General features: G+C 32.4%; 23 protein-coding genes. 21 read left to right on the forward strand and 2 right to left on the reverse strand.

Annotation, left to right across the window (positions count from 1 at the left end; translation table 11 throughout):
- The first annotated feature begins 14 nt into the window (after positions 1–14).
- Both VBY68_RS14115 and upp read left to right on the forward strand, forming a co-directional pair.
- Positions 15–794: an alpha/beta fold hydrolase gene (locus VBY68_RS14115; RefSeq protein ID WP_415270083.1), complete on the forward strand. Its 780-nt coding sequence runs from the start codon at positions 15–17 to the stop codon at positions 792–794.
- Between the two features lie 43 nt (positions 795–837).
- The gene (upp, locus tag VBY68_RS14120; protein ID WP_121146396.1) at positions 838–1,491 is read left to right on the forward strand and encodes a uracil phosphoribosyltransferase; all 654 of its coding nucleotides are present in this window, start codon (positions 838–840) and stop codon (positions 1,489–1,491) included.
- A 1-nt stretch (position 1,492) separates the two neighbouring features.
- Here the strand turns inward: upp and VBY68_RS14125 are convergent, their stop codons facing one another.
- The gene (locus VBY68_RS14125; RefSeq protein ID WP_124587750.1) at positions 1,493–2,398 is read right to left on the reverse strand and encodes a DUF6427 family protein; all 906 of its coding nucleotides are present in this window, start codon (positions 2,396–2,398) and stop codon (positions 1,493–1,495) included.
- A gap of 42 nt (positions 2,399–2,440) precedes the next feature.
- On the opposite strand from VBY68_RS14125, the gene VBY68_RS14130 reads away from it, so the two are divergent.
- The 19 genes from VBY68_RS14130 (at position 2,441) to VBY68_RS14220 (ending at position 21,020) form a co-directional block, all read left to right on the forward strand.
- On the forward strand, positions 2,441–2,662 hold the full coding sequence (locus tag VBY68_RS14130) for a DUF6341 family protein (protein WP_099214833.1): 222 nt from the start codon (positions 2,441–2,443) through the stop codon (positions 2,660–2,662).
- Between the two features lie 12 nt (positions 2,663–2,674).
- Positions 2,675–3,346: a tRNA (guanosine(46)-N7)-methyltransferase TrmB gene (trmB, locus tag VBY68_RS14135; protein WP_099214832.1), complete on the forward strand. Its 672-nt coding sequence runs from the start codon at positions 2,675–2,677 to the stop codon at positions 3,344–3,346.
- Positions 3,347–3,428: 82 nt separating this feature from the next.
- Positions 3,429–3,752, forward strand: a complete 324-nt coding sequence (locus tag VBY68_RS14140; protein ID WP_415270084.1) for an MGMT family protein — start codon at positions 3,429–3,431, stop codon at positions 3,750–3,752.
- Positions 3,749–4,294 carry a DUF4269 domain-containing protein gene (locus VBY68_RS14145; RefSeq protein ID WP_415270085.1) on the forward strand — a complete coding sequence of 182 codons (546 nt, stop codon included), beginning with the start codon at positions 3,749–3,751 and terminating at the stop codon, positions 4,292–4,294. The genes VBY68_RS14140 and VBY68_RS14145 overlap by 4 nt, the downstream gene beginning before the upstream one ends.
- Before the next feature lie 210 nt (positions 4,295–4,504).
- The gene (locus VBY68_RS14150; protein ID WP_099214829.1) at positions 4,505–5,635 is read left to right on the forward strand and encodes an Mrp/NBP35 family ATP-binding protein; all 1,131 of its coding nucleotides are present in this window, start codon (positions 4,505–4,507) and stop codon (positions 5,633–5,635) included.
- Positions 5,636–5,641: 6 nt separating this feature from the next.
- Complete coding sequence (locus tag VBY68_RS14155) at positions 5,642–5,878, forward strand: NifU family protein (protein ID WP_099214828.1); 237 nt, start codon at positions 5,642–5,644, stop codon at positions 5,876–5,878.
- A 190-nt stretch (positions 5,879–6,068) separates the two neighbouring features.
- Positions 6,069–7,124, forward strand: coding sequence for an NAD(P)/FAD-dependent oxidoreductase (locus VBY68_RS14160; protein ID WP_415270086.1), 1,056 nt, complete (start codon positions 6,069–6,071; stop codon positions 7,122–7,124).
- 7 nt (positions 7,125–7,131) lie between these two features.
- Complete coding sequence (locus VBY68_RS14165; protein WP_415270087.1) at positions 7,132–7,707, forward strand: GrpB family protein; 576 nt, start codon at positions 7,132–7,134, stop codon at positions 7,705–7,707.
- Between the two features lie 5 nt (positions 7,708–7,712).
- A complete protein-coding gene (locus VBY68_RS14170) occupies positions 7,713–8,609 on the forward strand; it encodes a sterol desaturase family protein (protein ID WP_415270088.1) in 897 nt (298 codons plus the stop codon).
- A gap of 1 nt (position 8,610) precedes the next feature.
- Positions 8,611–8,943 (forward strand): 2Fe-2S iron-sulfur cluster-binding family protein, encoded by a 333-nt coding sequence (locus tag VBY68_RS14175; RefSeq protein ID WP_120185967.1) that lies wholly within the window; start codon positions 8,611–8,613, stop codon positions 8,941–8,943.
- A gap of 172 nt (positions 8,944–9,115) precedes the next feature.
- Positions 9,116–10,624, forward strand: a complete 1,509-nt coding sequence (locus tag VBY68_RS14180; RefSeq protein ID WP_415270089.1) for a pyridoxal phosphate-dependent decarboxylase family protein — start codon at positions 9,116–9,118, stop codon at positions 10,622–10,624.
- 5 nt (positions 10,625–10,629) lie between these two features.
- Positions 10,630–11,952, forward strand: coding sequence for a lysine N(6)-hydroxylase/L-ornithine N(5)-oxygenase family protein (locus VBY68_RS14185; protein ID WP_099214823.1), 1,323 nt, complete (start codon positions 10,630–10,632; stop codon positions 11,950–11,952).
- A 4-nt stretch (positions 11,953–11,956) separates the two neighbouring features.
- A complete protein-coding gene (locus VBY68_RS14190) occupies positions 11,957–13,132 on the forward strand; it encodes an MFS transporter (RefSeq protein ID WP_244174708.1) in 1,176 nt (391 codons plus the stop codon).
- Between the two features lie 3 nt (positions 13,133–13,135).
- Positions 13,136–15,553: a GNAT family N-acetyltransferase gene (locus VBY68_RS14195; RefSeq protein WP_415270090.1), complete on the forward strand. Its 2,418-nt coding sequence runs from the start codon at positions 13,136–13,138 to the stop codon at positions 15,551–15,553.
- A gap of 2 nt (positions 15,554–15,555) precedes the next feature.
- Positions 15,556–16,146, forward strand: coding sequence for a GNAT family N-acetyltransferase (locus tag VBY68_RS14200; protein ID WP_415270091.1), 591 nt, complete (start codon positions 15,556–15,558; stop codon positions 16,144–16,146).
- On the forward strand, positions 16,136–17,956 hold the full coding sequence (locus VBY68_RS14205) for an IucA/IucC family protein (RefSeq protein WP_415270092.1): 1,821 nt from the start codon (positions 16,136–16,138) through the stop codon (positions 17,954–17,956). Before VBY68_RS14200 ends, VBY68_RS14205 begins: the two co-directional genes overlap by 11 nt.
- Before the next feature lie 17 nt (positions 17,957–17,973).
- Complete coding sequence (locus VBY68_RS14210) at positions 17,974–19,074, forward strand: heparan-alpha-glucosaminide N-acetyltransferase domain-containing protein (RefSeq protein ID WP_415270093.1); 1,101 nt, start codon at positions 17,974–17,976, stop codon at positions 19,072–19,074.
- 2 nt (positions 19,075–19,076) lie between these two features.
- A complete protein-coding gene (locus VBY68_RS14215; RefSeq protein WP_415270094.1) occupies positions 19,077–20,105 on the forward strand; it encodes an alpha/beta hydrolase in 1,029 nt (342 codons plus the stop codon).
- A gap of 3 nt (positions 20,106–20,108) precedes the next feature.
- On the forward strand, positions 20,109–21,020 hold the full coding sequence (locus tag VBY68_RS14220) for a sterol desaturase family protein (RefSeq protein WP_415270095.1): 912 nt from the start codon (positions 20,109–20,111) through the stop codon (positions 21,018–21,020).
- A 19-nt stretch (positions 21,021–21,039) separates the two neighbouring features.
- Here the strand turns inward: VBY68_RS14220 and VBY68_RS14225 are convergent, their stop codons facing one another.
- Positions 21,040–22,014, reverse strand: a complete 975-nt coding sequence (locus VBY68_RS14225; protein ID WP_415270096.1) for a helix-turn-helix domain-containing protein — start codon at positions 22,012–22,014, stop codon at positions 21,040–21,042.
- Between the last annotated feature and the right edge of the window lie 9 nt (positions 22,015–22,023).

Genomic DNA, 22,023 nt, shown 5'->3' on the forward strand with positions numbered 1-22,023 from the left:
CATATTTTTGTTGAATGCAAAACAGTATAGAATTTAAAAAAACAAATATTTACTTTACTGATGAAGGAAAAGGAAGTGTTATAGTATTGCTCCATGGATTTTTAGAGAATTCTACGATGTGGAGTAGTATAAGTAAAGAATTATCTAAAAAATACAGAATAGTTTGTGTTGATTTATTAGGAAGTGGAAAAACAGGGTGTATTGGGTATGTACATTCGATGGAAGAAATGGCAGATGCTGTAAAAGCAGTGTTAAAAGAGTTAAAAATCCGTCGAGCCATTTTTGTAGGGCATTCCATGGGAGGGTATGTTGCTTTAGCCTTTGCAGAAAAATATCCAAAAAACGTAAAAGGAGTTTGTTTGATGAACTCTACATCTCAAGCAGATAGTGAAGAAAGAAAAAAGTTGCGACTCAGAGCTGTTGAAATGGCTAAGGAAAACTATGAAACATTAGTAAAAATGTCAATTAGTAACTTGTTTGCAGAGAGTATGCGTTTACAGTTATCTGGAGAAATAGAGAAAATAAGAGAAGAAGCCTTAAAAACACCTGTTAGAGGGTACATTGCAGCTACAGAAGGAATGCGTTTGCGTAAAAACAAAGAAGCTGTTTTACAAACAATAGAAAAGAGGTTAATAATTGCAGGGAAAAATGATCCAATATTAAATTATACTACTGTTGAAGAAGAAGCAAAGAGAACCAATACCTCATTAATAGCATTACCGAACGGACACATGAGTCATGTTGAAGCAAAAGAAGAACTATTAAAAGCACTAACCAACTTTATAAAAGCTTGATAAAATCCGTTACTTTTGTAGAGTACAAAAAAGAATACACTTCATGAAAACTCATCACTTAGCCAAACAAAATTCTATTCTTAATAAATTCCTAGCTGAACTCAGAGATATCTCAATTCAAAAAGACTCTATGCGTTTCCGTAGAAACATTGAAAGAATAGGGGAAGTTTTAGCCTACGAATTAAGTAAAGAGTTAAATTATGAAGCAAAAGAAATAACAACACCATTAGGAACAAAAAAGGTAGAATTACTAGCAAATAATATAGTTTTATGCTCTATCCTTAGAGCAGGGTTACCATTACACAATGGAATGTTGAATTATTTTGATGATGTAGAGAATGCTTTTATCTCAGCATACCGTCATCACCCGAATAACGATGAAGAATTCGAAATAGTAGTAGAGTACTTCGCATCACCTTCTATTGACGGAAAAACATTATTATTGGTAGACCCAATGTTAGCAACAGGGCGTTCTATGGTTGAGGTTTATGAGGGAATAAAAAAATACGGAACACCAAAAGAAATAATTATAGCTTCGGTTATTGGTTCAATTGAAGGTGTAGAGTATGTTGCTAAACACTTACCAGAAAGTACTACTTTATGGATTGCTGATATTGACGAAAAGTTAAACGACAAAGGTTATATAGTTCCTGGCTTAGGAGATGCGGGTGATTTGGCTTACGGAGTAAAATTATAATTTACGCAACAGTACTTATAGTAAAAGAAGCTATTAAAAATAAAATAATAATAGCGTCGGCATACCATTTCTTTTGAAAAAATTCTATTCCATTAGCTAGAATAACAGAAACAGGGAAGAATACATACAAGAACTCACTTCCAGAGCCATCTTGAACTAAAAGTAAAATGGCTGTAGTAATGGTAAGGTGGGCAAGAATTAATATCCAGTTTTTTCTAAATTTATTTTTAACAGCAAGTGCCTTGGGACTTTTTAAAATGATTGAAGCTACTAAAAAGAAAACTATAAAAAGAATAGGGAACAAATACTTTTCATGAGAATAAAAGCTTAAATCAGGATAAAAATTCCAATCAAAAAGCAACCAAAATTTTTCAAGGTTATCATACCAAAAATAGTAAGTGAAATACAGAAAAACCGGAGCAAAAAAACCAATTACAGGTGTTAATAATGTTTGATAGGTAAATCGTTGGTGTAAAAATATAGACAAGTAAAGTAATATCAGTAATAAAGGAGCATAAGGCTCTATTAAAAATGAAATTCCAAGCCACAAACCACCATCGAATAACTTATGAAGAATATTTTTAGAAGACTGTAAGCTATACACTTTTCGTAAAAAAAGAAGTATAGTTAAGTTGGCGTAAAAAGTTTTATTTATCTGTATGGTATCAGGAAAAAAACCAATTAATATCACAAAAAATAAAAAAGCAAAAGAGTTATCATAAGTCAATAAGTTCTTAGCAATAATAAAATTATACACCGAAAAAACGACTAAAAACCAACCAAGTTCCTTAACAAGGTTGAAAGATAATTCTTTAGAAAAAATACTTAAAACAAAATACCCTAAGAATAGTACAAACAGTACAATAAAATTTATAGGTTTAGATTTACCGAAAAAATTGGCTAACATTGTTTCTTTTTATATTTTTGCAGCTGTAAAGATACTTAAGATATGATAGCAGGCAATATTTTTAGATGGATTGGTAGTTTATTTACCGACTTTTTATTTGCACCATTCAATTGGTTACGTTTAACAGTAGCTAAATCAGATGCAGGTTGGTGGACTTCAAACGCCGTAAACTGGTTCTTTTTATTAATCCTATTAGTGTTATTTGCTTATTGGATGAAAGAAGCTGCTCGTTTTCAAAGAGAAGGAACAGAAGATAGAGCCTAATTTCTATACACTTTGGGAAGTAAAAACAAACTAAAACGTTTCAGAGAAAATGAAACGTTTGCTAACGTTATTCAACCAACACGAGAAGAAGTAACCAATAACTTTTCTTATAAAGGAAAGTGGAATACTTTTTTTAAAAACGACAACCCAATAGTTTTAGAGCTAGGTTGTGGTAAAGGTGAATATACGATTGCTTTAGCAGAAAAAAATCCTGATAAAAACTTTATTGGAATTGATATTAAAGGTGCACGATTTTGGCGAGGAGCTAAAACAGCACTAGAAAATAACATGGAAAATGTGGCTTTTATTAGAACTCAAATAGAGCTAGTAGATTATATTTTTGCTGAAAATGAAGTTTCTGAAATTTGGATAACCTTCCCAGATCCACAAATTAAGTATAAGCGTACTAAACACCGTATGACGAATTCTGAGTTTTTAAAGAAATACCATGGTATTTTAAATTCAGAAGGAACAGTCAACCTAAAAACCGATAGTGAATTCATGCACGGTTACACTTTAGGTTTATTGCATGGAGAGGGTCACGAAATTTTACACGCTAATCACGATGTTTATAAAAATGTGTACAGTCCTGAAGAAGTAACAGGAACACAAACATTTTACGAAAAACAATATTTAGAAATCGGAAAACCGATTACATATATAAAATTCAAACTAAACTATTAATCCTGCTAATTAGCAGGATTTTTTGTTTTAGGTGTTCTTTATATATTCCAATTTAATTCTAAAAGAAAGCTATCTTTACCAAATGATAGATAAAAATTTCTTCGAAAAAGTGTATGAAGTAGCTCGTTTAATACCACATGGAAGAGTAACAAGTTATGGAGCCATAGCAACCTATTTAGGAGCAGCTCGTTCGGCAAGAATGGTAGGTTGGGCAATGAATAACTCTTCAGAAAAAGAAGTACCAGCACATCGAGTAGTAAACAGAAAAGGACTGTTAACAGGAAAACACCATTTTGATGGGACAAACCTAATGCAACAATTGTTAGAAAACGAAGGAATTGAGGTTATTGACAACCAAATTCAAAATTTTGAAAAGGTGTTTTGGAATCCAAGCGAAGAGTTGTGATAAATTTTAAAGATATAACATACTTAAAAGAAGGAACTGTCCGACAAAAAGAAGCTTATAAAGTATTATTAGAGTTAAATCTTTTTGAGCTATTAAAAAACTTTAACCCTATTTTGGTAGGTACAATACCTATCAATATTGATGTAGAGTCAAGCGATTTAGACATTATTTGTCAAAGTGAAAATCATGAAGACATTGTAAAAGTTGTGCGTGAGAAATATGGAAAACTTCCTGGGTTTGAAGTAAAAACAATTCCATCATACAAAAACTTAAAAACAACAATCATTACACTTGAGTATAAAACCTTTCCAATAGAAATTTTTGTACAAAATAAACTACCAGAAGAGCAAGACTCATATCTACACATGCTTGTTGAATATCAGGTGTTGTTAAAAGAAGGAGAAGTATTTAGATCTAAAATTATAACTCTAAAACAACAAGGACTCAAAACTGAACCAGCATTTGTAAAACTTTTAAACTTAAAAGGGAACTCGTATGAAGCATTATTAACTTATGGATTTCAAAAAGGCTACATATCCTAGTTTTTTAAGAAAAAACTAAACTTTACTTTGGTTGATTTCTGAAAGATAATTCAGCGTAGAACTTGTCTATAAAACCAACTTATCAACCTATAAATATTACCAATCTAAAGACTTTATTTTCTGAGGGCTAAAACGTATCTTTGCAGTTAAGATTAAATAAAAATAAGCAACAAGCTTACCGCTTGCTGTTTAAAGCATATAGCATAAAACATGAGTTTTAAAAAACAAGATATATACAAAGCGTTAGAAACGATAACAGCACCAGGAGAAGGTAAAAGTTTAGTAGAAAACGAAAATATAACCAATGTAGTTACATTTGGAGATGAAGTTATTGTTGATGTTACTATAGCAAATCCATCATTACAAGCCAAAAAGAAAGTAGAAGTAGAGATAATGAAGGCTATTCACCAACACGTTGATCAAAAAATCGATGTAAAAGTGAATGTGAAGGTGGAAGTTCAACAAAAAGAAAACCCAAATCAAATTAGAGGAAAAGAAATTCCTAATATTCAAAACATCATAGCTATTGCCTCAGGTAAAGGTGGAGTAGGAAAATCTACCATTACCTCAAACATGGCTGTTTCATTAGCAAAAATGGGATTCAAAGTAGGAGTGTTAGATGCCGATGTTTATGGGCCATCACAGCACTTAATGTTTGATGTAGAAAGAGAAAAGCCGTTAGCGGTAAACGTAAATGGGCGCTCAAAAATGAAGCCGATTGAAAGTTACGGAGTAAAATTATTATCACTAGGTTTCTTTACCGATCCAAGTCAGGCAGTAATTTGGCGTGGGCCAATGGCTTCAAAAGCATTAAATCAATTAATCTTTGATGCAGATTGGGGAGAGTTAGATTTCTTATTAATCGACTTACCTCCAGGAACAGGAGATGTACATTTATCAATAGTACAAGCAGTGCCAATTAACGGGGCAGTTGTAGTAAGTACACCGCAAAACATTGCCTTAGCAGACGCTAAAAAAGGAGTAGCAATGTTTAAACAAGAAAGTATTAACGTACCGGTATTAGGTATCGTTGAAAATATGGCGTATTTTACACCAGCAGAACTTCCTAACAATAAATATTATATTTTTGGAGAAGGAGGCGCTAAAAATTTAGCCGAAGATATTGAAACAAGTTTCTTAGGAGAAATACCATTAGTACAAAGCATACGTGAAGCAGGAGATGTTGGACACCCAGTAGCTTTACAAGAAAACACACCACTAGCAAATGCTTTTACAGAGGTAACCAAAGAAATGGTTTCGCAACTATTAAAAAGAAATGCAAACTTACCACCAACAGAAGTAGTACGAATTACTACCATGAGTGGTTGTAGCTCAAAATAAGCAGTTATGGCAACAGCAGACATAAGAAATAACGTAGAAAAAGCGTTGGAAGAAATCCGACCTTTTTTAGTAAGTGATGGGGGTAATATTAAACTATTATCTATCGAAGACAGTACAGTAAAAGTACAATTAGAAGGAGCTTGCAGCGGTTGTTCAGTCAATCAAATGACCTTGAAAAACGGAGTAGAAGCAACTATAAAAAAATACGCACCAGAAATTACAGAAGTAATTAACGTAGCTTAACTGATAAAAGTCAGGTTTTAAGCTAAACAAATACTTTAATTTTGGGCGTTCGAGCGTGCTTTCGTTACTCGCTTTCCAATTAAAAAATTGGAAGAGCTCAAACAAGCCACTCAATCACTAACGCATACATATTCCTGTCTTATTTCAAAAGGCAGGAATCTCAGTATAAATAAGAGAATTTTGTTATAAAATGATACAAACAGATATATTAATTATTGGAGCAGGACCTACAGGATTATTTACGGTTTTTGAAGCAGGATTATTAAAATTACGTTGTCATTTAATTGATGCCTTACCACAACCAGGAGGGCAATGTTCAGAAATTTATCCTAAAAAACCAATTTACGATATCCCAGCATATCCAGAGATTTTAGCTGGTGACTTAACCGATAAATTGATGGAGCAAATTAAACAATTTGAACCAGGTTTTACTTTAGGAGAACGTGCTGATACTATTGAAAAGCAAGATGACGGAACGTTTATCGTAACCACCAATAAAGGAACAAAACACCAAGCACCAGTAGTAGCAATTGCGGGAGGTTTAGGAAGTTTTGAACCACGTAAACCACCTATTCCAAATATTTCTAATTTTGAAGATAAAGGAGTGGAATACATGATTAAAGAACCAGAAATTTATCGTGGTAAAGACGTGGTAATTGCTGGAGGTGGAGATTCTGCTTTAGATTGGTCTATTTTCTTAACCGATGTAGCAAAATCTGTAACTTTAATTCACAGAAGAAATGAGTTCCGTGGAGCTTTAGACTCTGTTGATAAAGTACAAGAATTAAAGAATGAAGGAAAACTAATGTTAATTACACCAGCAGAAGTTAAAGGTATTGTAGGAGAAGAAAAGGTAGAAGGTGTATTAGTAGAGCAAAAAGATAAAGAACCGTTTACATTACCTTGTGAGCATTTTATTCCATTGTTTGGATTATCTCCAAAATTAGGTCCAATAGCTAATTGGGGATTAGAAATAGAAAAAAATGCCATAAAAGTAAACAACGCTTTAGACTACCAAACAAATGTAGAAGGAATTTATGCAATAGGTGATGTGAATACATACCCTGGAAAATTAAAGTTAATTTTATGCGGATTCCACGAAGCAACGTTAATGTGTCAGAGCGCTTACAAACGTATTCATCCAGATAAAAAATACGTGATGAAATATACAACGGTTGGTGGGGTTGATGGATTTGATGGTACTAGAAAAGAAGCGCCTAAAGCAGTAGTAAAAGCGATTAACTAAGTAATTAGTGAAAAGGACATTATACGATTTAACAAGGGAAGATTGGAATACACTCTTTCCCATTGAATTATCTAATCATAATACCAATTGGAAACTTGTTTTTGAAGAAGAAAAACAGCAAATTCTAGAAAACATAGATAATTCGTATTTTAATAGAATTGAACATTTTGGAAGCACTTCAATTCCCAATATAAAAGCAAAGAATTATATTGATTTGTTTATAGAAATTCCAAAAAAGTTTCTTTTCAATAAAGAATTAATAAAACAATTTGAAAAGTTAGGGTATTCTTTCTTTGAAGTTCCTGCCCGAGAAGATATAGAGGCTTATATGTCTTTCGCTAAAGGATATAATTTTGAAGAAAAAAATGAGCAAATTTTTCATATTCATATGTGTCCAAAGGATAATGTAATGTGTGATCAGTTAAAATTTAGAGATTACTTAATTGAAAATCCCGATAGAGCAAAAGAATACGAAAAATTAAAAGTTGAACTAGCTTCAAAATATAGAAACGATAGAGGAGCCTATGTTTTAGGAAAAACAAACTTTGTAAAAGAGACATTAAGTTTATATAAGAACCAATAAAAATATTGACATTAACTGAATACATACAGCAATTATCAGAAGACAAATTATTGTACTTCGCCTTACCTGTATTTTTCATCTCTATGTTCGTGGAATACCGAATAGCAAAAGAAAAATATCATGGGAAAGACACAGGAGTATCAATGTTGATGATGGTGTTTTCTGCCATTGTTGAATTTATTCCAAAAATTTTAGCTTTTGTAGCTTTTTTCTATTTATATGAAATCAGTCCGTTAAAAGGTGTTGTACAACGCCAATGGTGGGCGTGGATTTTATTATTACTTGCCGATGATTTTGCTTATTATTGGTTTCATCGTTTAAACCATGAAGTACGTTTGTTTTGGGCAGGTCATGTACCACATCATTCATCGGTACATATGAATTTAGGAACAGCACTGCGCCAAGGTGTGGGTGAACGTATTCATAAATTTTTCTTTTGGATGTGGATTCCGTTATTAGGATTTGATCCTTTAATGATGTTTACCATGATGGGAATCAGTTTAATTTATCAGTTTTTTGTACATACAGAATTGGTTGATAAGCTACCAAAACCAATTGAATTAATTTTCAATACACCATCACATCACCGAGTCCATCACGCATCTAATATTCGATACTTAGATTGTAATCATGCAGGAATTTTAATTATTTGGGATCGTATGTTTGGTACTTTTTCTGAAGAATTAAAAGAGATTGATAAACCTGTATATGGATTAACCGTAAATATTGAAACGTTTAATCCAGTAAAAGTGGCAACCCATGAATATGCCGCAATTTGGAATGATGTAAAAAGAGCAGATAAATGGAGTGATAAACTCAATTATATATTCAATTCACCAGGATGGACCCATGATGGAGAAGATAAAAGAGCAAAAACACTTCGAAAAAAAATGAACTTGTAAAATGGAACAAGATATTACGATAAAAATTACCGACCGTGATGGAGTAACGCACGAGGTACAAGCACCAACAGATATGGCTATGAACTTAATGGAAGTAGTTCGCTCGTACGAATTAGCTCCTGAAGGAACCATTGGTATTTGTGGAGGAATGGCAATGTGTGCATCATGTCAATGCTATGTAAAATCAGATCACGAATTACCAGAAATGGGAGATGATGAAGAAGCAATGTTAGCAGAGGCTTTTTATGTAGAAGATAATAGCCGATTGGGTTGTCAAATACAAATGACCCCCGATTTAGATGGTTTAGAAGTAGAGTTAGCTCCAGAGAGCTAAGAACAAAAGAATAAAGTTTTTAAAGCGCGAGTATTTAGTGTACACTAAATACTCGCGCTTTCCTTTTTTGTAAATTATGCTATTTACGTCATTTTAAATTCCATTTACGTCATTTAGTTTGTTTGGTCTAAATATATTTTTGCTTTAAATTATTAAGACTAAATAAAAATAAATGATTCTTAAAACCACTCCTTCACTAAAAGAATTGTCATTAAATAGTTATTTGTTTAGTGATGAATCAGCACAGTTGTATGAAGAGTATATTCGGAAAACAACCACTTATATTCAACAATTTTTATCCAAAAGAACTTTTTATCAAGGAGACAACCTTGAAGAAATTTTAGTAAATAAAGAACAAGCGAAACTGGTAAATATAGAAGAAACACAACCTATAGATAGTGTTTTGGAAGAGTTGAATAACTTATATATAAAAAATGCTATTGCATTTCATAATCCAACATACGTAGCACATTTAAACTGCCCAATTACTTTACCATCAATCATTGCAGAGATGATTACAACCACAATTAATACTGCAGTTGAAACATGGGATCAGAGTACTTCAGCAACTTTTATAGAACAAGAAGTTATTCAATGGATAACCAACGTATTTAATCTTTCAAATAAATCAGATGGTGTTTTTACAAGTGGAGGAACACAATCTAATTTCATGGGGTTATTAATGGCTCGAGATAACTATGCTTTCAAACATTTTGGAATTAACATCAAGCAACATGGATGGAGTAATGAAATAAGTAAGTTCAGAATTTTTTGTTCAGAAAAAGCACATTTCAGTATCCAAAAAAGCGCCGCTTTGTTAGGTATGGGCTATGATGCGGTTATACCTGTAAAAGTTGATAAGAAAATGCAGATGGATGCAAATGAACTTGTGTTGGCTATAGAAAAAACAAAACAAGAAGGTAATATTCCAATAGCAGTTGTAACAACATTAGGTACTACTGATTATGGTAGTTTTGATCCAATACAGACGATAGGTAAAATTGCTAGAGAACACAATATGTGGTTGCATGCAGATGGTGCCTATGGTGGTGCTTTTGCGCTTACGAATACCCACGAAAAGTATTTTAAAGGTATTGATTTAGCGGATTCGATTACTATAGATTTTCATAAAACCTTATTTCAACCTGTAAGTTGTAGTGCTTTCCTAGTTAATAACAAGGAACATTTTCAGTATGTATCTTACTATGCAGACTACTTAAACCCTATTGAAGATAAAGATCCAGAACGACCAAACCTTATAGAAAAATCAATCCAAACTACACGCCGATTCGATGCCTTAAAAGTTTGGTTAACCTTAAAAATTTTAGGAACAAAAACTATTGCTAATTACTTAGAAGACGTACACTCTTTAACAAAGAAAGTATATGAAAGCATAAGAGGTCAAGAATGTTTTGAAGTTGCTCATGTACCAGAACTAAGTACACTAGTATTTAGATATAAAGCAGAAGGTGTAGCTGAAGATATTATTCATAACTCGATTAATTTATATATCAAAAACACTTTATATAAAGCTGGGAAAGCATCAATTGCAAGTACAAAGTTAAATGGTAATATCTATCTGAAATTTACCTTACTCAATCCTAAAAATACAATTAACAATCTCCTCAATATTATAGAAATGATAAAAACTACGGGAGAACAATACAAAACTACAAACTAAAAAAGATGAAGAATAATATAGTAGATTTTATAGCTATCGGAGTAGGTCCTTTTAACCTAGGATTAGCATGTTTATCAGAACCTATTGAAGGTTTAAATGGAGTTTTTCTTGATAAAAAAGAAAAATTTGATTGGCACCCAGGAATGTTGTTAGAAGATACTACTTTACAAGTACCCTTTATGGCAGATTTGGTAACACTTGCCGACCCAACGAGTCCTTTCAGTTTTCTTAACTATATAAAAGAACAAGGAAGAATTTATTCTTTTTACATACGAGAGAACTTCTTGTTACTTAGAAATGAGTACAACCATTATTGTCAGTGGGTAATTAGCAAGCTTTCTAACATATATTTTAATACAGAAGTTACGAATGTAGACTATGATCAAAAAGACGGCATATATGTAGTTACGAGCGTTTGTGCTAAAACACAGGAAATTAAAATATATAAAACAAAAAAACTAGTTTTAGGAACAGGAACACAACCTTATATTCCTGCTTGTTGTAAAAAGTTAAAAGATACTGCTGTTCATTCATCACAATACTTGCCTAACAAAGAACAATTACAAAGTAAGAAAAGGATAACAGTATTAGGAAGCGGACAAAGTGCTGCGGAAATATTTTCTGATTTATTACAAGAAATAGATACTAAAGGATATGAGTTGAATTGGATAACCCGTTCACCTCGTTTCTTCCCGTTAGAGTATGCTAAACTAACACTAGAAATGACTTCACCGGAGTATGTAGACTACTTTTTCAACTTACCAGCATCAAAAAGAGATGCACTCATTAAAAATCAAAAGCATTTATACAAAGGAATCAACCAAGATTTAATAGGATCTATCCACGATACGTTGTACGCAAAACGAGTAGTGTCAAAAGAGCCATTAAAAGTTTCGTTACGTACCAATTCTGAATTGAAAACCACCAAGGTATCAGATGAAGGTATTAAACTTGAGCTACATCAGGTAGAACAAGACAAGTATTTTGAACATGAAACTGACGGATTAGTTCTTGCTACAGGTTATGAATATCAATTACCTGATTTTATAGAGGGAATTTCAAACAGGATTTTATGGGACTATCAAGATCGATTCGATGTACAACGCAATTACAGCATAGATAAAAATCACAATGAAATCTTTGTACAGAATGTAGAGTTGCACACCCACGGTTTTGTAACACCCGATTTAGGTATGGCTGCTTATAAAAACTCATATATTATCAAAGAGATAACAGGAGTAGAGCATTATCCTATTGAGCAAAAAATAGCGTTTCAACAATTTGAAGTAACGCAAGAGGAAGAAATAGAACTCAATGTTTTTGCTTAAGAATATGAAGCTAAAAACATTTTTAATTGTAATGACGTTGGTTGCAGTAGTAAGTGATTACCTACTGCATCCATTTTATCCGCAGTTTTTTGAGCTTCGCTTCGGAATCACGAATCCTAAAAATGTAGGATACTACTTTGCAGCCATCTGTTTTATGGTAATGATTGCATTTCCATTTTGGGCATATGTTTCTAAAAAAGTATCAGAATTAAATATTTTAGTATACACCCAAGCAATTGCAGGTGTATTAGCATTGTATTGCTATTACACTACATCATACATTAATTTTTGGATAATATCACTTGTCATGGTGTTATTTAAAGGAAGTTACTTGTTAGTTTACCCTTACATTTTAAAGATTATTACTAAAGAAGAACACCCAAGTACAATTGGGTTACTTTCTGTAGTGGTGCATTTAGGTGGAATTTTAGGAGCTGTATTAGGAGGGATAACGGTGGACTATATAAATCCGAGTAGTATTTTTTTAATTATGGCAGCAGGAGACTTTATTCAAATGGCTATGAGCGGTTATTTATTAAAAAGTAAAAAATACGCTACCGATTTAATTATTTCAGAAGAACCAGCTGTTACCGATAAAAAGCTTATTCCGAAAGGATTTATTTTAAAGCTAGGTCTAATCACATTAATACTATACTTCAGCGATTTTTTAATCAGACCTTTCTTTTCAACGTACTGGGAAAGTTTTTCAATGTATAAAAGCAAATTGGTTTCTGGTACTATGTATGCCATTCCTGGTTTTGTAGCATTGGTAGCCTTGTGGATTAACAACAAACGAAAATCAGAAGGACACGAAGGAATTATCAATGCTTTGTGTATCGGGTTAATTGGACTTGTATTACAAGGAATACCCAATGAAGCATCAGTAGTTTTAGGAAGAATTATTTATGGATGGGCAATTTTTCAAGGAGTCGTGAAATTCGACATTTTATTATTCGAATTAAGCACACCAGAATCTTACTCCGTAGATTATAGCAAAATCCATTTCTTTCAAAATTTAGGTGTGCTCTTAGCTTCATTAAATGTAGGAATTATAGTAGAAGGTTTCGGATTACGTATACCGTTTGTCATTGCCTTAGGAGGTTTTGTATTAACACTTGTCTTGTACTTTATGGTTTTTAAATCAGTAAAAAAAGTACATAAACAACTAGCTAAAGCCTAAATTATGATAACTACAGATACCATAGTTTTTTTAAAAGATTATAAAGACTTCGGAACGATTACCATTCGTCCTTTTCAAGTAAAAAAAGACAGTGCTTTTTTACAACAATGGGTAACTCAAGAATATGCTGTTTTTTGGGGAATGCAAAATGCAACGGTAGAAGAAGTTGAAGAAGAATATACCCAACTTGTTGCACCAAAACATTACGATGTTTTTGTAGGAATGTTTCATAACGAACCCGCATTTATAGTAGAACGCTACAATCCGCAACTAGATATTATTAATGATTTTTATAAAGCTAAAACATCCGATTGTGGAGTACACATTATTGTAGCACCTCCAAAAATCACTAAAACACCAAACTTTACATGGTTTATGTTTCGAGCAATTATGGATTTTGTTTTCACAAACCCAACTATTAACAGAATAGTAGTGGAGCCAGATATTCGAAACAAAAAAATGTTTGCACTGTGTCAACGCATAGGTTTTCAACTAGGAAATGTAATAGAACTACCTAACAAAACAGCACAATTAGCATTTTTAACCAAAACTAATTACCAACAAAAAATCCAATCCTTTTCACCATCAAAAAGAAGTGCCATGAATACTTTAGATAATGTGGTTTCTCCACAACAATCAACACAACATATACAACCCAAAGTTTGGCAAAAAGCCAATTTATTATTAGTAAAAAAAGCATTGTGTGAGTTTTCACATGAACTACTAATACAACCTGAAGTAATTCAAGAACTAAATAGCGGATATAAGTTGTATAAAGTTCATGCAGATAATGCAGAAATTCAATATGAGTTTAAAGCAAAACCAATGGCTTTGGATCATTTGATGATTGATGAAAGCTCTATAAGAAGGTATGTGAAAGATATTGAAGAAGAGGTTGATGCAATCACTTTTATAAAAGAGTTTAGAAAAGCGCTGGGAATTGCTGATGAAAAAATGCCAGTATATTTAGAGGAAATCATAAGTACGCTATACGGAAGTGCGTTTAAGATTACAAAAGGAAATCCTACAGCCGAAGAATTAGCAACAGCCGATTTTCAAACGATAGAACAATCAATGACTGAAGGGCACCCAGGTTTTGTAGCAAATAATGGTAGAATAGGTTTTGATAGTAGCGATTATCGTTCGTATGCACCAGAAGCAGGAAACTCTTTTTCGTTATTATGGTTGGCGGGACATACGGCCAAAGCAGTTTACTCAGCAATAGAGACATTGCCTTATGAAACTTTGATACAGCAAGAGTTAGATGCTGATACCATAGCACAATTCAATAAAATAATTGAAGAAAAAGGCTTCAGTCCAAAGAATTACTTATTTATTCCTGTTCATCCATGGCAATGGTTTAACAAATTAGCTACAATTTTTGCTTCAGAAGTAGCCAAAGGAGATTTAATCTGCCTAGGATACGGACCAGATCAATACTTAGCACAGCAATCCATAAGAACCCTATTTAATATAACCAATCCGAAGAAATTTTATACGAAATCGGCATTGTCTATTCTAAATATGGGCTTTATGAGAGGGTTACCATTGTACTATTTAGGAACAGCTCCAAAAATGGCGGTTTGGTTAGAAAATCTATTATATAACGATGCTTATATAAAGGCAAACGGATTTAGGATGTTAAGTGAAATAGGTTCAGTAAGCTTTGTGAATCCATATTTTGAAGAGTTTGGTCCACACAACGATTACAATAAAATGTTAGCGTCGTTATGGAGAGAAAGCCCATATTCAGTGGTTAAACAAAACCAAAAACCACTAACGATGGCTGCATTATTACATATAGATCATCACGGAAAAGCATTATTACCAGAAATTATTAAAGACTCTGGTATTTCAATAGACAACTGGTTGCGTAGCTATTTAAAGGCGTATTTAAGCCCAATGTTACACTGTTTTTATGAGTACGATTTGGTGTTTATGCCACATGGGGAAAACATTATCATGGTATTAGAAAATAACATTCCGGTATATGTATTATTAAAAGATATTACTGAAGAAGCATGTATTTTAAATTCTGAAGTTGAACTTCCTGAGGGCTTGAAGAGAATGTATGCTCCAGTTCCAGAAGACGTAAAACTATTATCAATTTTTACAGATATGTTTGATGGTTTCTTCCGCTTTCTAGCACCAATTTTAGAGGAACATGCTAATTACAGCGAGCACCATTTTTGGGAGTTGGTAGCAGAAAATATTCAGGAATATCAAGAACAGTTTCCAGAATTATCAAATAAGTTTAAACAGTATGATTTGTTTGCTGAAGACTTTAAGCTTTCGTGTTTAAACAGATTGCAATTAAATAATCACAAACAAATGATTGATTTAGATGACCCTGTTGCCCTACTCCAATTTGCAGGAAAGTTAAAAAACCCGATAGCAGCATTTAAAACTCAGGAAGTATAACTATGGTTCAAACACATCAAAAAGTATTTAGTAAAGAAATTAAGGGATTGGGGGTAATCAGTATTCGTCCATTTCAACTGGAAACAGATACACCAATGTTGCATAGTTGGGTAACACAACCTTATGCAAAATATTGGGGGATGTTAAATAAGTCTTTAGAAGAAGTGGGTGCAGAATATCAAGAAATAGAAAACAATCCATTTCATCATAGTTATATAGGAATGTTAAACGATACTCCTGTGTTTTTAATGGAGTTGTACAAAGCATCAGAAGACATCATCGCAAACTATTACAATGCACAAGAAAATGATTACGGAATGCATGTTTTGGTAGCACCAGTAGAAAGAAGAATACCACAGTTTACATGGCATGTGTTTTCAACCATTATCGATTATTTTTTCAGCTTACCACAAGTGGAAAGAATTGTTGTAGAACCCGATGTGAATAACGAAAAAATTCATATGCTAAATAAAAAAGCAGGTTTTGAATACCAAAAAGAAGTTGAATTGCCTCATAAAAAAGCGGCCTTAGCTTTTTGTAGAAGAGAGATGTATCAATCAGCTTTAACCAAACTAGAACAATATGAAAAATAATATAGCACATTTACAACCCGAAGTATGGAGTTTTGTAAATCGTCAACTAATAAAAAAAGCAATCAGTGAGTTTTCACATGAGCTTATTTTAATTCCTGAATTTATTTCAGAAGAAGTTCATGGATGTGTATATCAAATCATTTCTGATAATAAGGAGTTTACATATCATTTTAAGGCGAAGAAATATTTACTCGACCATTGGATGGTGGATGCAAAGAGCATTGTCAAAAAGAATAATTCATCAGAAGAAGTTTGCTTAGATGCACTGCACTTTATTACGGAATTCCAAAATACATTAGGTATCCCAAATGAATTTTTAGCAACCTATTTAGAAGAAATAGCGAGTACGCTTTCTGGCGCAGCATATAAATACACGAACGAAAAATTTTCAGCAAGTGAATTAGCCGAAAAAAACTTTCAAGAAATAGAGCATGCAATGACAGAAGGACATCCATGTTTTGTAGCAAACAATGGAAGAATAGGATTTAATATAGACGATTACCATAGATATTCACCAGAAAGTAATCAATCGTTTAAACTCATATGGATTGCAGCTCATAAAAAACACGCTACTTACACAGCTGTTAAAGGTTATGAATATGAAAAACTTCTAGAAAATGAGTTAGGTGAAGAAAAAGTGAGTTCATTTAAAGAAGTCTTGAAAAAATATAATGTTGCTTCAGAAGATTACATTTTTATGCCAGTGCATCCATGGCAATGGAAAAATAAGATAGTAGCTGTTTTTGGAGCAAATATTGCTCAAAAAAACATCATTTTGCTAGGTGAAAGTGATGATGACTTTTCAGCACAGCAATCCATTAGAACACTTTTTAATGCTTCATATCCAGAAAAGTTATATACGAAAACAGCATTGTCGATTTTAAACATGGGCTTTATGCGTGGACTTTCTCCGTATTACATGAAAAGCACACCGCATATTACCCAATGGATAACAGATTTGTTGACAGACGACACATACTTGCAAAATAATGAATTTACCATGTTGGGAGAAGTGGCAACGATAGGATATCATAATCATTATTATGAAGTGTTAGGAAAAACGAATCCACACAACAAAATGCTATCAGCCTTATGGCGAGAGAGTCCGTTTACAAAAATAAGCTCTAACCAACGAGTACTTACGATGGCCGCTTTATTGCATGTAGACTATCAAGAAAAATCATTTTTAACCGCTTTAATAGAAGCATCTCCTTATGACACCGGTACTTGGGTTCAGCGTTATTTAAAAGCTTATTTAACACCACTATTACACTGCTTTTATAAGTATGAATTTGTGTTTATGCCACATGGAGAAAACCTTATTCTAGTATTAGAAGAAAACACACCAGTATATGCATTAATGAAAGACATTACTGAAGAAGTGATTGTTTTTAATGAAGCAATGCACTTGCCGGAGCACGCTAAAAGATTGTTTACTAAAACCTCTGATGCAATGAAAGTACTTTCAATTTTTACAGATGTTTTTGATTGCTTTTTCCGTTTTATGGCACAACAATTAGACAGTTATGCAAACTTTTCAGAAGAAAACTTTTGGGAATTGGTAGCAGAATGTGTGTATGAGTATCAGGAAGAGCATCCAGAGTTTTCAGAGAAATACGAACGATACGATTTGTTTGTTGATGAGTTTGATCGTTGTTGCTTAAACAGGTTACAGTTAAGTAACACAAAACAAATGTTGAGTTTAGCCGATCCAATAGAAAGCTTAAAATTGGAAGGAATTCTAGAGAATCCACTAGCAAAATTTAAAAAAGAAGAGACAGCAGTAAAAATAATAGCTCAAAAAATATAGAATTTAAAAAGAATTAAATGGAAAAACAAAATAGAGTAAGAGCTGTGGACTTTGTAAGAGGATTTAGTGTTCTTATTATGATTCCAGTACATGTGATGATGATTTTTTCAAATATGGATACTTGGGAAAACTCGATAACAGGAAATATAGCTCAGATATTAGAAAGAGGATCACCCGTTTTCCTTATTGTAATGGGGATATCATTTGCATTCTCAAGAAACTCCAATAAAAAAGGAATCCTTAAAAAAGCTTTATTCATTATTATTTTAGGATACATTTTAAACTTCTTAAGATTTATAGTACCTCTTTTGTTTTTTGGAGGTTTTCCAGAAAGTTTTGTAAAGGCAAGCGGGCTTCAAGTAAGTAATCCGTATAGTATGTTAAACTACTTCTTAAAAGGAGATATGTTTCAACTAATAGGGATATCATTGTTTTTAATAGGGATATCGTTTAAGTTCTTAATTAAAAATAAAAACATACTCATACTTATAGCATTGGTCATTATTTGGCTTTCAAAAATTGTAAGTGGTATTCAACTAGGAATTCCTGGGGTAGATTATGTTTTAAACCTTATTTGGGGTGATAACTTTGATGTATACTTTCCTTTATTTCCGTGGATTTCATTTATTCTGATGGGACTGTATTTAGGATTAAGATACCAAGAAGCACCTGAAAATGCTGATAAATCTTTATTCAGACCAATGTTGTATATAGGTATCGTTTTTCTCGTAACAGGAAAGTTACTGTGTGATTATAATTATGAATACCATTTTGGAGATTATTATCATTTAGGCCCAGGAGGAAGTATGGGATTAATGGGGTGTATCTTAGTTCTTTTCTGGGTGTATTATTTAATAGAAAGGAACCTTCCTAAGAACAATTATGTAAGCAGATTGTTTTTTTACTGTAGCAAGAATGTTACCCCTTTTTATATGATACAATGGGTGTTAATTTATTGGTTACTAGTGTTTACAGAGTTTTCAGCTTATAACGAGCCAATGGTTTTAGCCATTATGTTGGCTGTAAACATAGGAACTTTCAGTTTATTATATATGTTTAACAAATACAAGGTTGCTAAGAGAAGTAAAAAAACAAGGGTAACACAACAAATGGCATAGGTATGAGGAAGTTATTAGTTATTATTGTTGTTGTGTTACAACTTAAATCTGCAGCGCAATCAACATTAGCAGGGAGTTATGGATTAGACCCTACTGTTCAAGAGTTTTTAGAAGCTATTCATTCTTATCAAGGCCCACCATTACAAGATTTGCCTTTGGATGTGGGAAGGTTAGCTATGGAAAACATGCAAAAAGATTCAACCTTAACCTATGATAACGTAATTTTTACAAAAGTTACCTTTAAAGAAGGAGATAGGAAAGTTAATTCAGTAATCATAAAGCCAAAAAAGGCTGAAAAATTGCTTCCAATACTAGTGTATTTTCATGGAGGAGGATGGGTGTTTAATAGCTTTGAAACACACAAAAGGTTAATGCGAGATATTGTTTTAAAAGCTAATGTAGGAGTTGTTTTTGTAGAATATTCAAGAGCACCAGAAATAAAGTATCCTGTAGCAAATGAAGAAGGGTATGTAGCAGTTTTATTTATGTCAAAATATGGGAAAAACTATGGATTAGATTCAAACAGAATTATAGTTGGTGGTGACAGTGTAGGAGGAAACATGGCAACTGTTGTAGCAATGAAGGCAAAAGAAAAAGGAACTCCTAAAATTCTTGGGCAAGTGTTGTTGTATCCTGTAACCGATGCTAATTTAAACACCAAATCATACGAACAATTTTCTAAAGGGCATTATTTAACTAGAGCTACGATGAAATGGTTTTGGGAAGTATATGCTCCTGATAAAAGTACGCAATCATTAGCAACTGTAGCTCCTTTAAAAGCAAGTTTAGAAGAACTTCAAAATTTACCTAAAGCACTTTTAATAACAGCGGAGTATGATGTGTTAAGAGATGAAGGTGAAGCATATGCTAAAAAGTTAAGAACAGCTAAAGTACCAGTTGTTTCAACAAGATATGGAGGAACAATACACGATTTTATAGTACTAAATGCTCTTAGAGAAACTGAAGCTTCAAAAGCAGCAGTAGTACAAGTGTGTGCTTTTTTAAAGAATAATTTTTATAAGAATAATTAAAAAATGGATTTATCATCGATAAAAGTACTTGTAGGTCAATTAGAACATATGAGTATAATAGTGCTTGTTTTAATGCTAGTTGAATGGGGAATTCTTATAGTAACAAGTTATGTTGAAAAAAACAAAGAAGGAGTCGTTAGTATTATATCATATTTAGTGCAAAGCATTCCATATTTTTTACTGTCAAAAATGTTTATTGTGGCTAGCATGTTTTGGTTGTATGAAAACAGGTTTTTTACCTTGGGATTTCAATGGTATGTATGGGTTGCGGCTTACTTATTGTACGATTTTACAGTGTTTTTTATTCATTTATTAGGACATAAAGTTCGAGTTTTATGGTGTATCCATGGTGTACATCATACAGCAGAAGAAATGAATTTAACTGTAGTTGCACGAGGATCAATATTTGATGTGTTTTTTACTCCGTTTAATTTTATATGGCTTCCAATAGTAGGATTTCACCCATTGATGATTTTTGTAATTGAGCCGATAGCAAGACTATATGCTACGTTAACACATATAAACGAAAAAGTTATTGGAAAGCAGAAACAGTTGGATAAGATATTAATTACGCCTTCAGTTCATAGGGTGCATCATGCTAAAAATCATATTTATTTAGATAGAAATTATGGCGAAACCTTTAGTATTTGGGATCGCTTATTTAAAACTTTTCAAAAAGAATTAGATAATGAAAAGATTGAATATGGAATTATGCATGACAAATTGAATAGTGAAAGCATATGGGATGTACAGTTTTTACTATGGAAAGAATTATGGTTAGACGTTAAAAAAGCACCAAGATTAATAGACAAAGTAAAATATGTTTTTATGCCTCCAGGTTGGAACCATATTGATGGAGGAAAAAAGGCAAGAGAGTACAGAAATGAAGCTTGGTTAAATAAATTTGAGAAATAAATGAGTAAAAACTCAGATTCTAGTTTGAAGGTTCATAAGAATAATTCTTTCTAAACTCTTTAGGAGTAACTTTTTCAAACTTTTTAAAAGCAGCTGTAAAATGAGTAGGGTTTTTATACCCTACCATATCAGCTACTTCATAAATAGGTCTTTGAGTATGAGTTAATAAGTTTTTAGCCTTCTCCATTCTTAATTTTTTAGCATAATTGAAAATAGTTTCATCAAACAATTTTTTAAACTCATTTTTTAAAACATTTTGATTCAATAATACTTTGCGAGCAAGCTGCTGTATGGATATTTGTTCATGTAGATTTGTTTGAAGTATAGCTTCTACTTTATATATTTTCTTAAGAATATTCTCATTAGAATTACTCGCTTTTTTTGTACGAATAGCTAATTGAAGATGTAGCAATTCTAAAGTTTTTGATTCTAAAAAAAGACGTTTAAGTAACCCTTTTTGTGAGTTAAGGAGTATTTCGGTAACAATTTTCTCCATATTAGAAGTTAATTGTTGAGTAAAGGTTTCTGTTTTTTTTAAACCAAGCGCCTTATCATTGGACAAAAGAGCTTGCATTTGATGTTTTTGTATGAAAGAATCATACATGCTAATTTTAATTTCGTTTATAGGTTTGTCTCTGTAAAAAAAGGCTTTACTATCTTCATTGTTATTGTATAGAAGACAGCTTTCATTTTTTTCAAGAATAAGGTCGTTTTTGAAATCAGAAAAACGAATAATCTTTTCCCCTTCTATTAAAACAGATAGTTCTAAAGAACTTAAGTTATGATCTGAGGTAAAAAGAAAATCTTTTTTAAACTTAGCATTTATTATAGTAATTAATAAACCATCAAAATAGTAACTAGTTATAATTCCATTACCATAGGCAGCATTAACTGTATAGGTATAGGTTGTTATGCCACAGTTTATACTTTTATTTTGTAACTGTAGTATTTTTTTTAATTGCAATGTATCATCGTTGGCTATAGCAATTTCCATAAAATTGGG

It is taken from the genome of Tenacibaculum ascidiaceicola, assembly GCF_047470925.1.
GTDB classification, from domain to species: Bacteria; Bacteroidota; Bacteroidia; order Flavobacteriales; family Flavobacteriaceae; genus Polaribacter; species Polaribacter discolor.

Coding starts and splice junctions, on each gene's coding strand:
- VBY68_RS14180 (WP_415270089.1), top strand. CDS start 9,116: ATGATTCTTAAAACCACTCCTTCACTAAAAGAATTGTCATTAAATAGT.
- upp (WP_121146396.1), top strand. CDS start 838: ATGAAAACTCATCACTTAGCCAAACAAAATTCTATTCTTAATAAATTC.
- VBY68_RS14130 (WP_099214833.1), top strand. CDS start 2,441: ATGATAGCAGGCAATATTTTTAGATGGATTGGTAGTTTATTTACCGAC.
- VBY68_RS14210 (WP_415270093.1), top strand. CDS start 17,974: ATGGAAAAACAAAATAGAGTAAGAGCTGTGGACTTTGTAAGAGGATTT.
- VBY68_RS14225 (WP_415270096.1), bottom strand. CDS start 22,014: ATGGAAATTGCTATAGCCAACGATGATACATTGCAATTAAAAAAAATA.
- VBY68_RS14215 (WP_415270094.1), top strand. CDS start 19,077: ATGAGGAAGTTATTAGTTATTATTGTTGTTGTGTTACAACTTAAATCT.
- VBY68_RS14190 (WP_244174708.1), top strand. CDS start 11,957: ATGAAGCTAAAAACATTTTTAATTGTAATGACGTTGGTTGCAGTAGTA.
- VBY68_RS14150 (WP_099214829.1), top strand. CDS start 4,505: ATGAGTTTTAAAAAACAAGATATATACAAAGCGTTAGAAACGATAACA.
- VBY68_RS14205 (WP_415270092.1), top strand. CDS start 16,136: ATGAAAAATAATATAGCACATTTACAACCCGAAGTATGGAGTTTTGTA.
- VBY68_RS14160 (WP_415270086.1), top strand. CDS start 6,069: ATGATACAAACAGATATATTAATTATTGGAGCAGGACCTACAGGATTA.
- VBY68_RS14175 (WP_120185967.1), top strand. CDS start 8,611: ATGGAACAAGATATTACGATAAAAATTACCGACCGTGATGGAGTAACG.
- VBY68_RS14200 (WP_415270091.1), top strand. CDS start 15,556: ATGGTTCAAACACATCAAAAAGTATTTAGTAAAGAAATTAAGGGATTG.
- VBY68_RS14140 (WP_415270084.1), top strand. CDS start 3,429: ATGATAGATAAAAATTTCTTCGAAAAAGTGTATGAAGTAGCTCGTTTA.
- VBY68_RS14155 (WP_099214828.1), top strand. CDS start 5,642: ATGGCAACAGCAGACATAAGAAATAACGTAGAAAAAGCGTTGGAAGAA.
- VBY68_RS14220 (WP_415270095.1), top strand. CDS start 20,109: ATGGATTTATCATCGATAAAAGTACTTGTAGGTCAATTAGAACATATG.
- VBY68_RS14195 (WP_415270090.1), top strand. CDS start 13,136: ATGATAACTACAGATACCATAGTTTTTTTAAAAGATTATAAAGACTTC.
- VBY68_RS14125 (WP_124587750.1), bottom strand. CDS start 2,398: ATGTTAGCCAATTTTTTCGGTAAATCTAAACCTATAAATTTTATTGTA.
- VBY68_RS14115 (WP_415270083.1), top strand. CDS start 15: ATGCAAAACAGTATAGAATTTAAAAAAACAAATATTTACTTTACTGAT.
- VBY68_RS14185 (WP_099214823.1), top strand. CDS start 10,630: ATGAAGAATAATATAGTAGATTTTATAGCTATCGGAGTAGGTCCTTTT.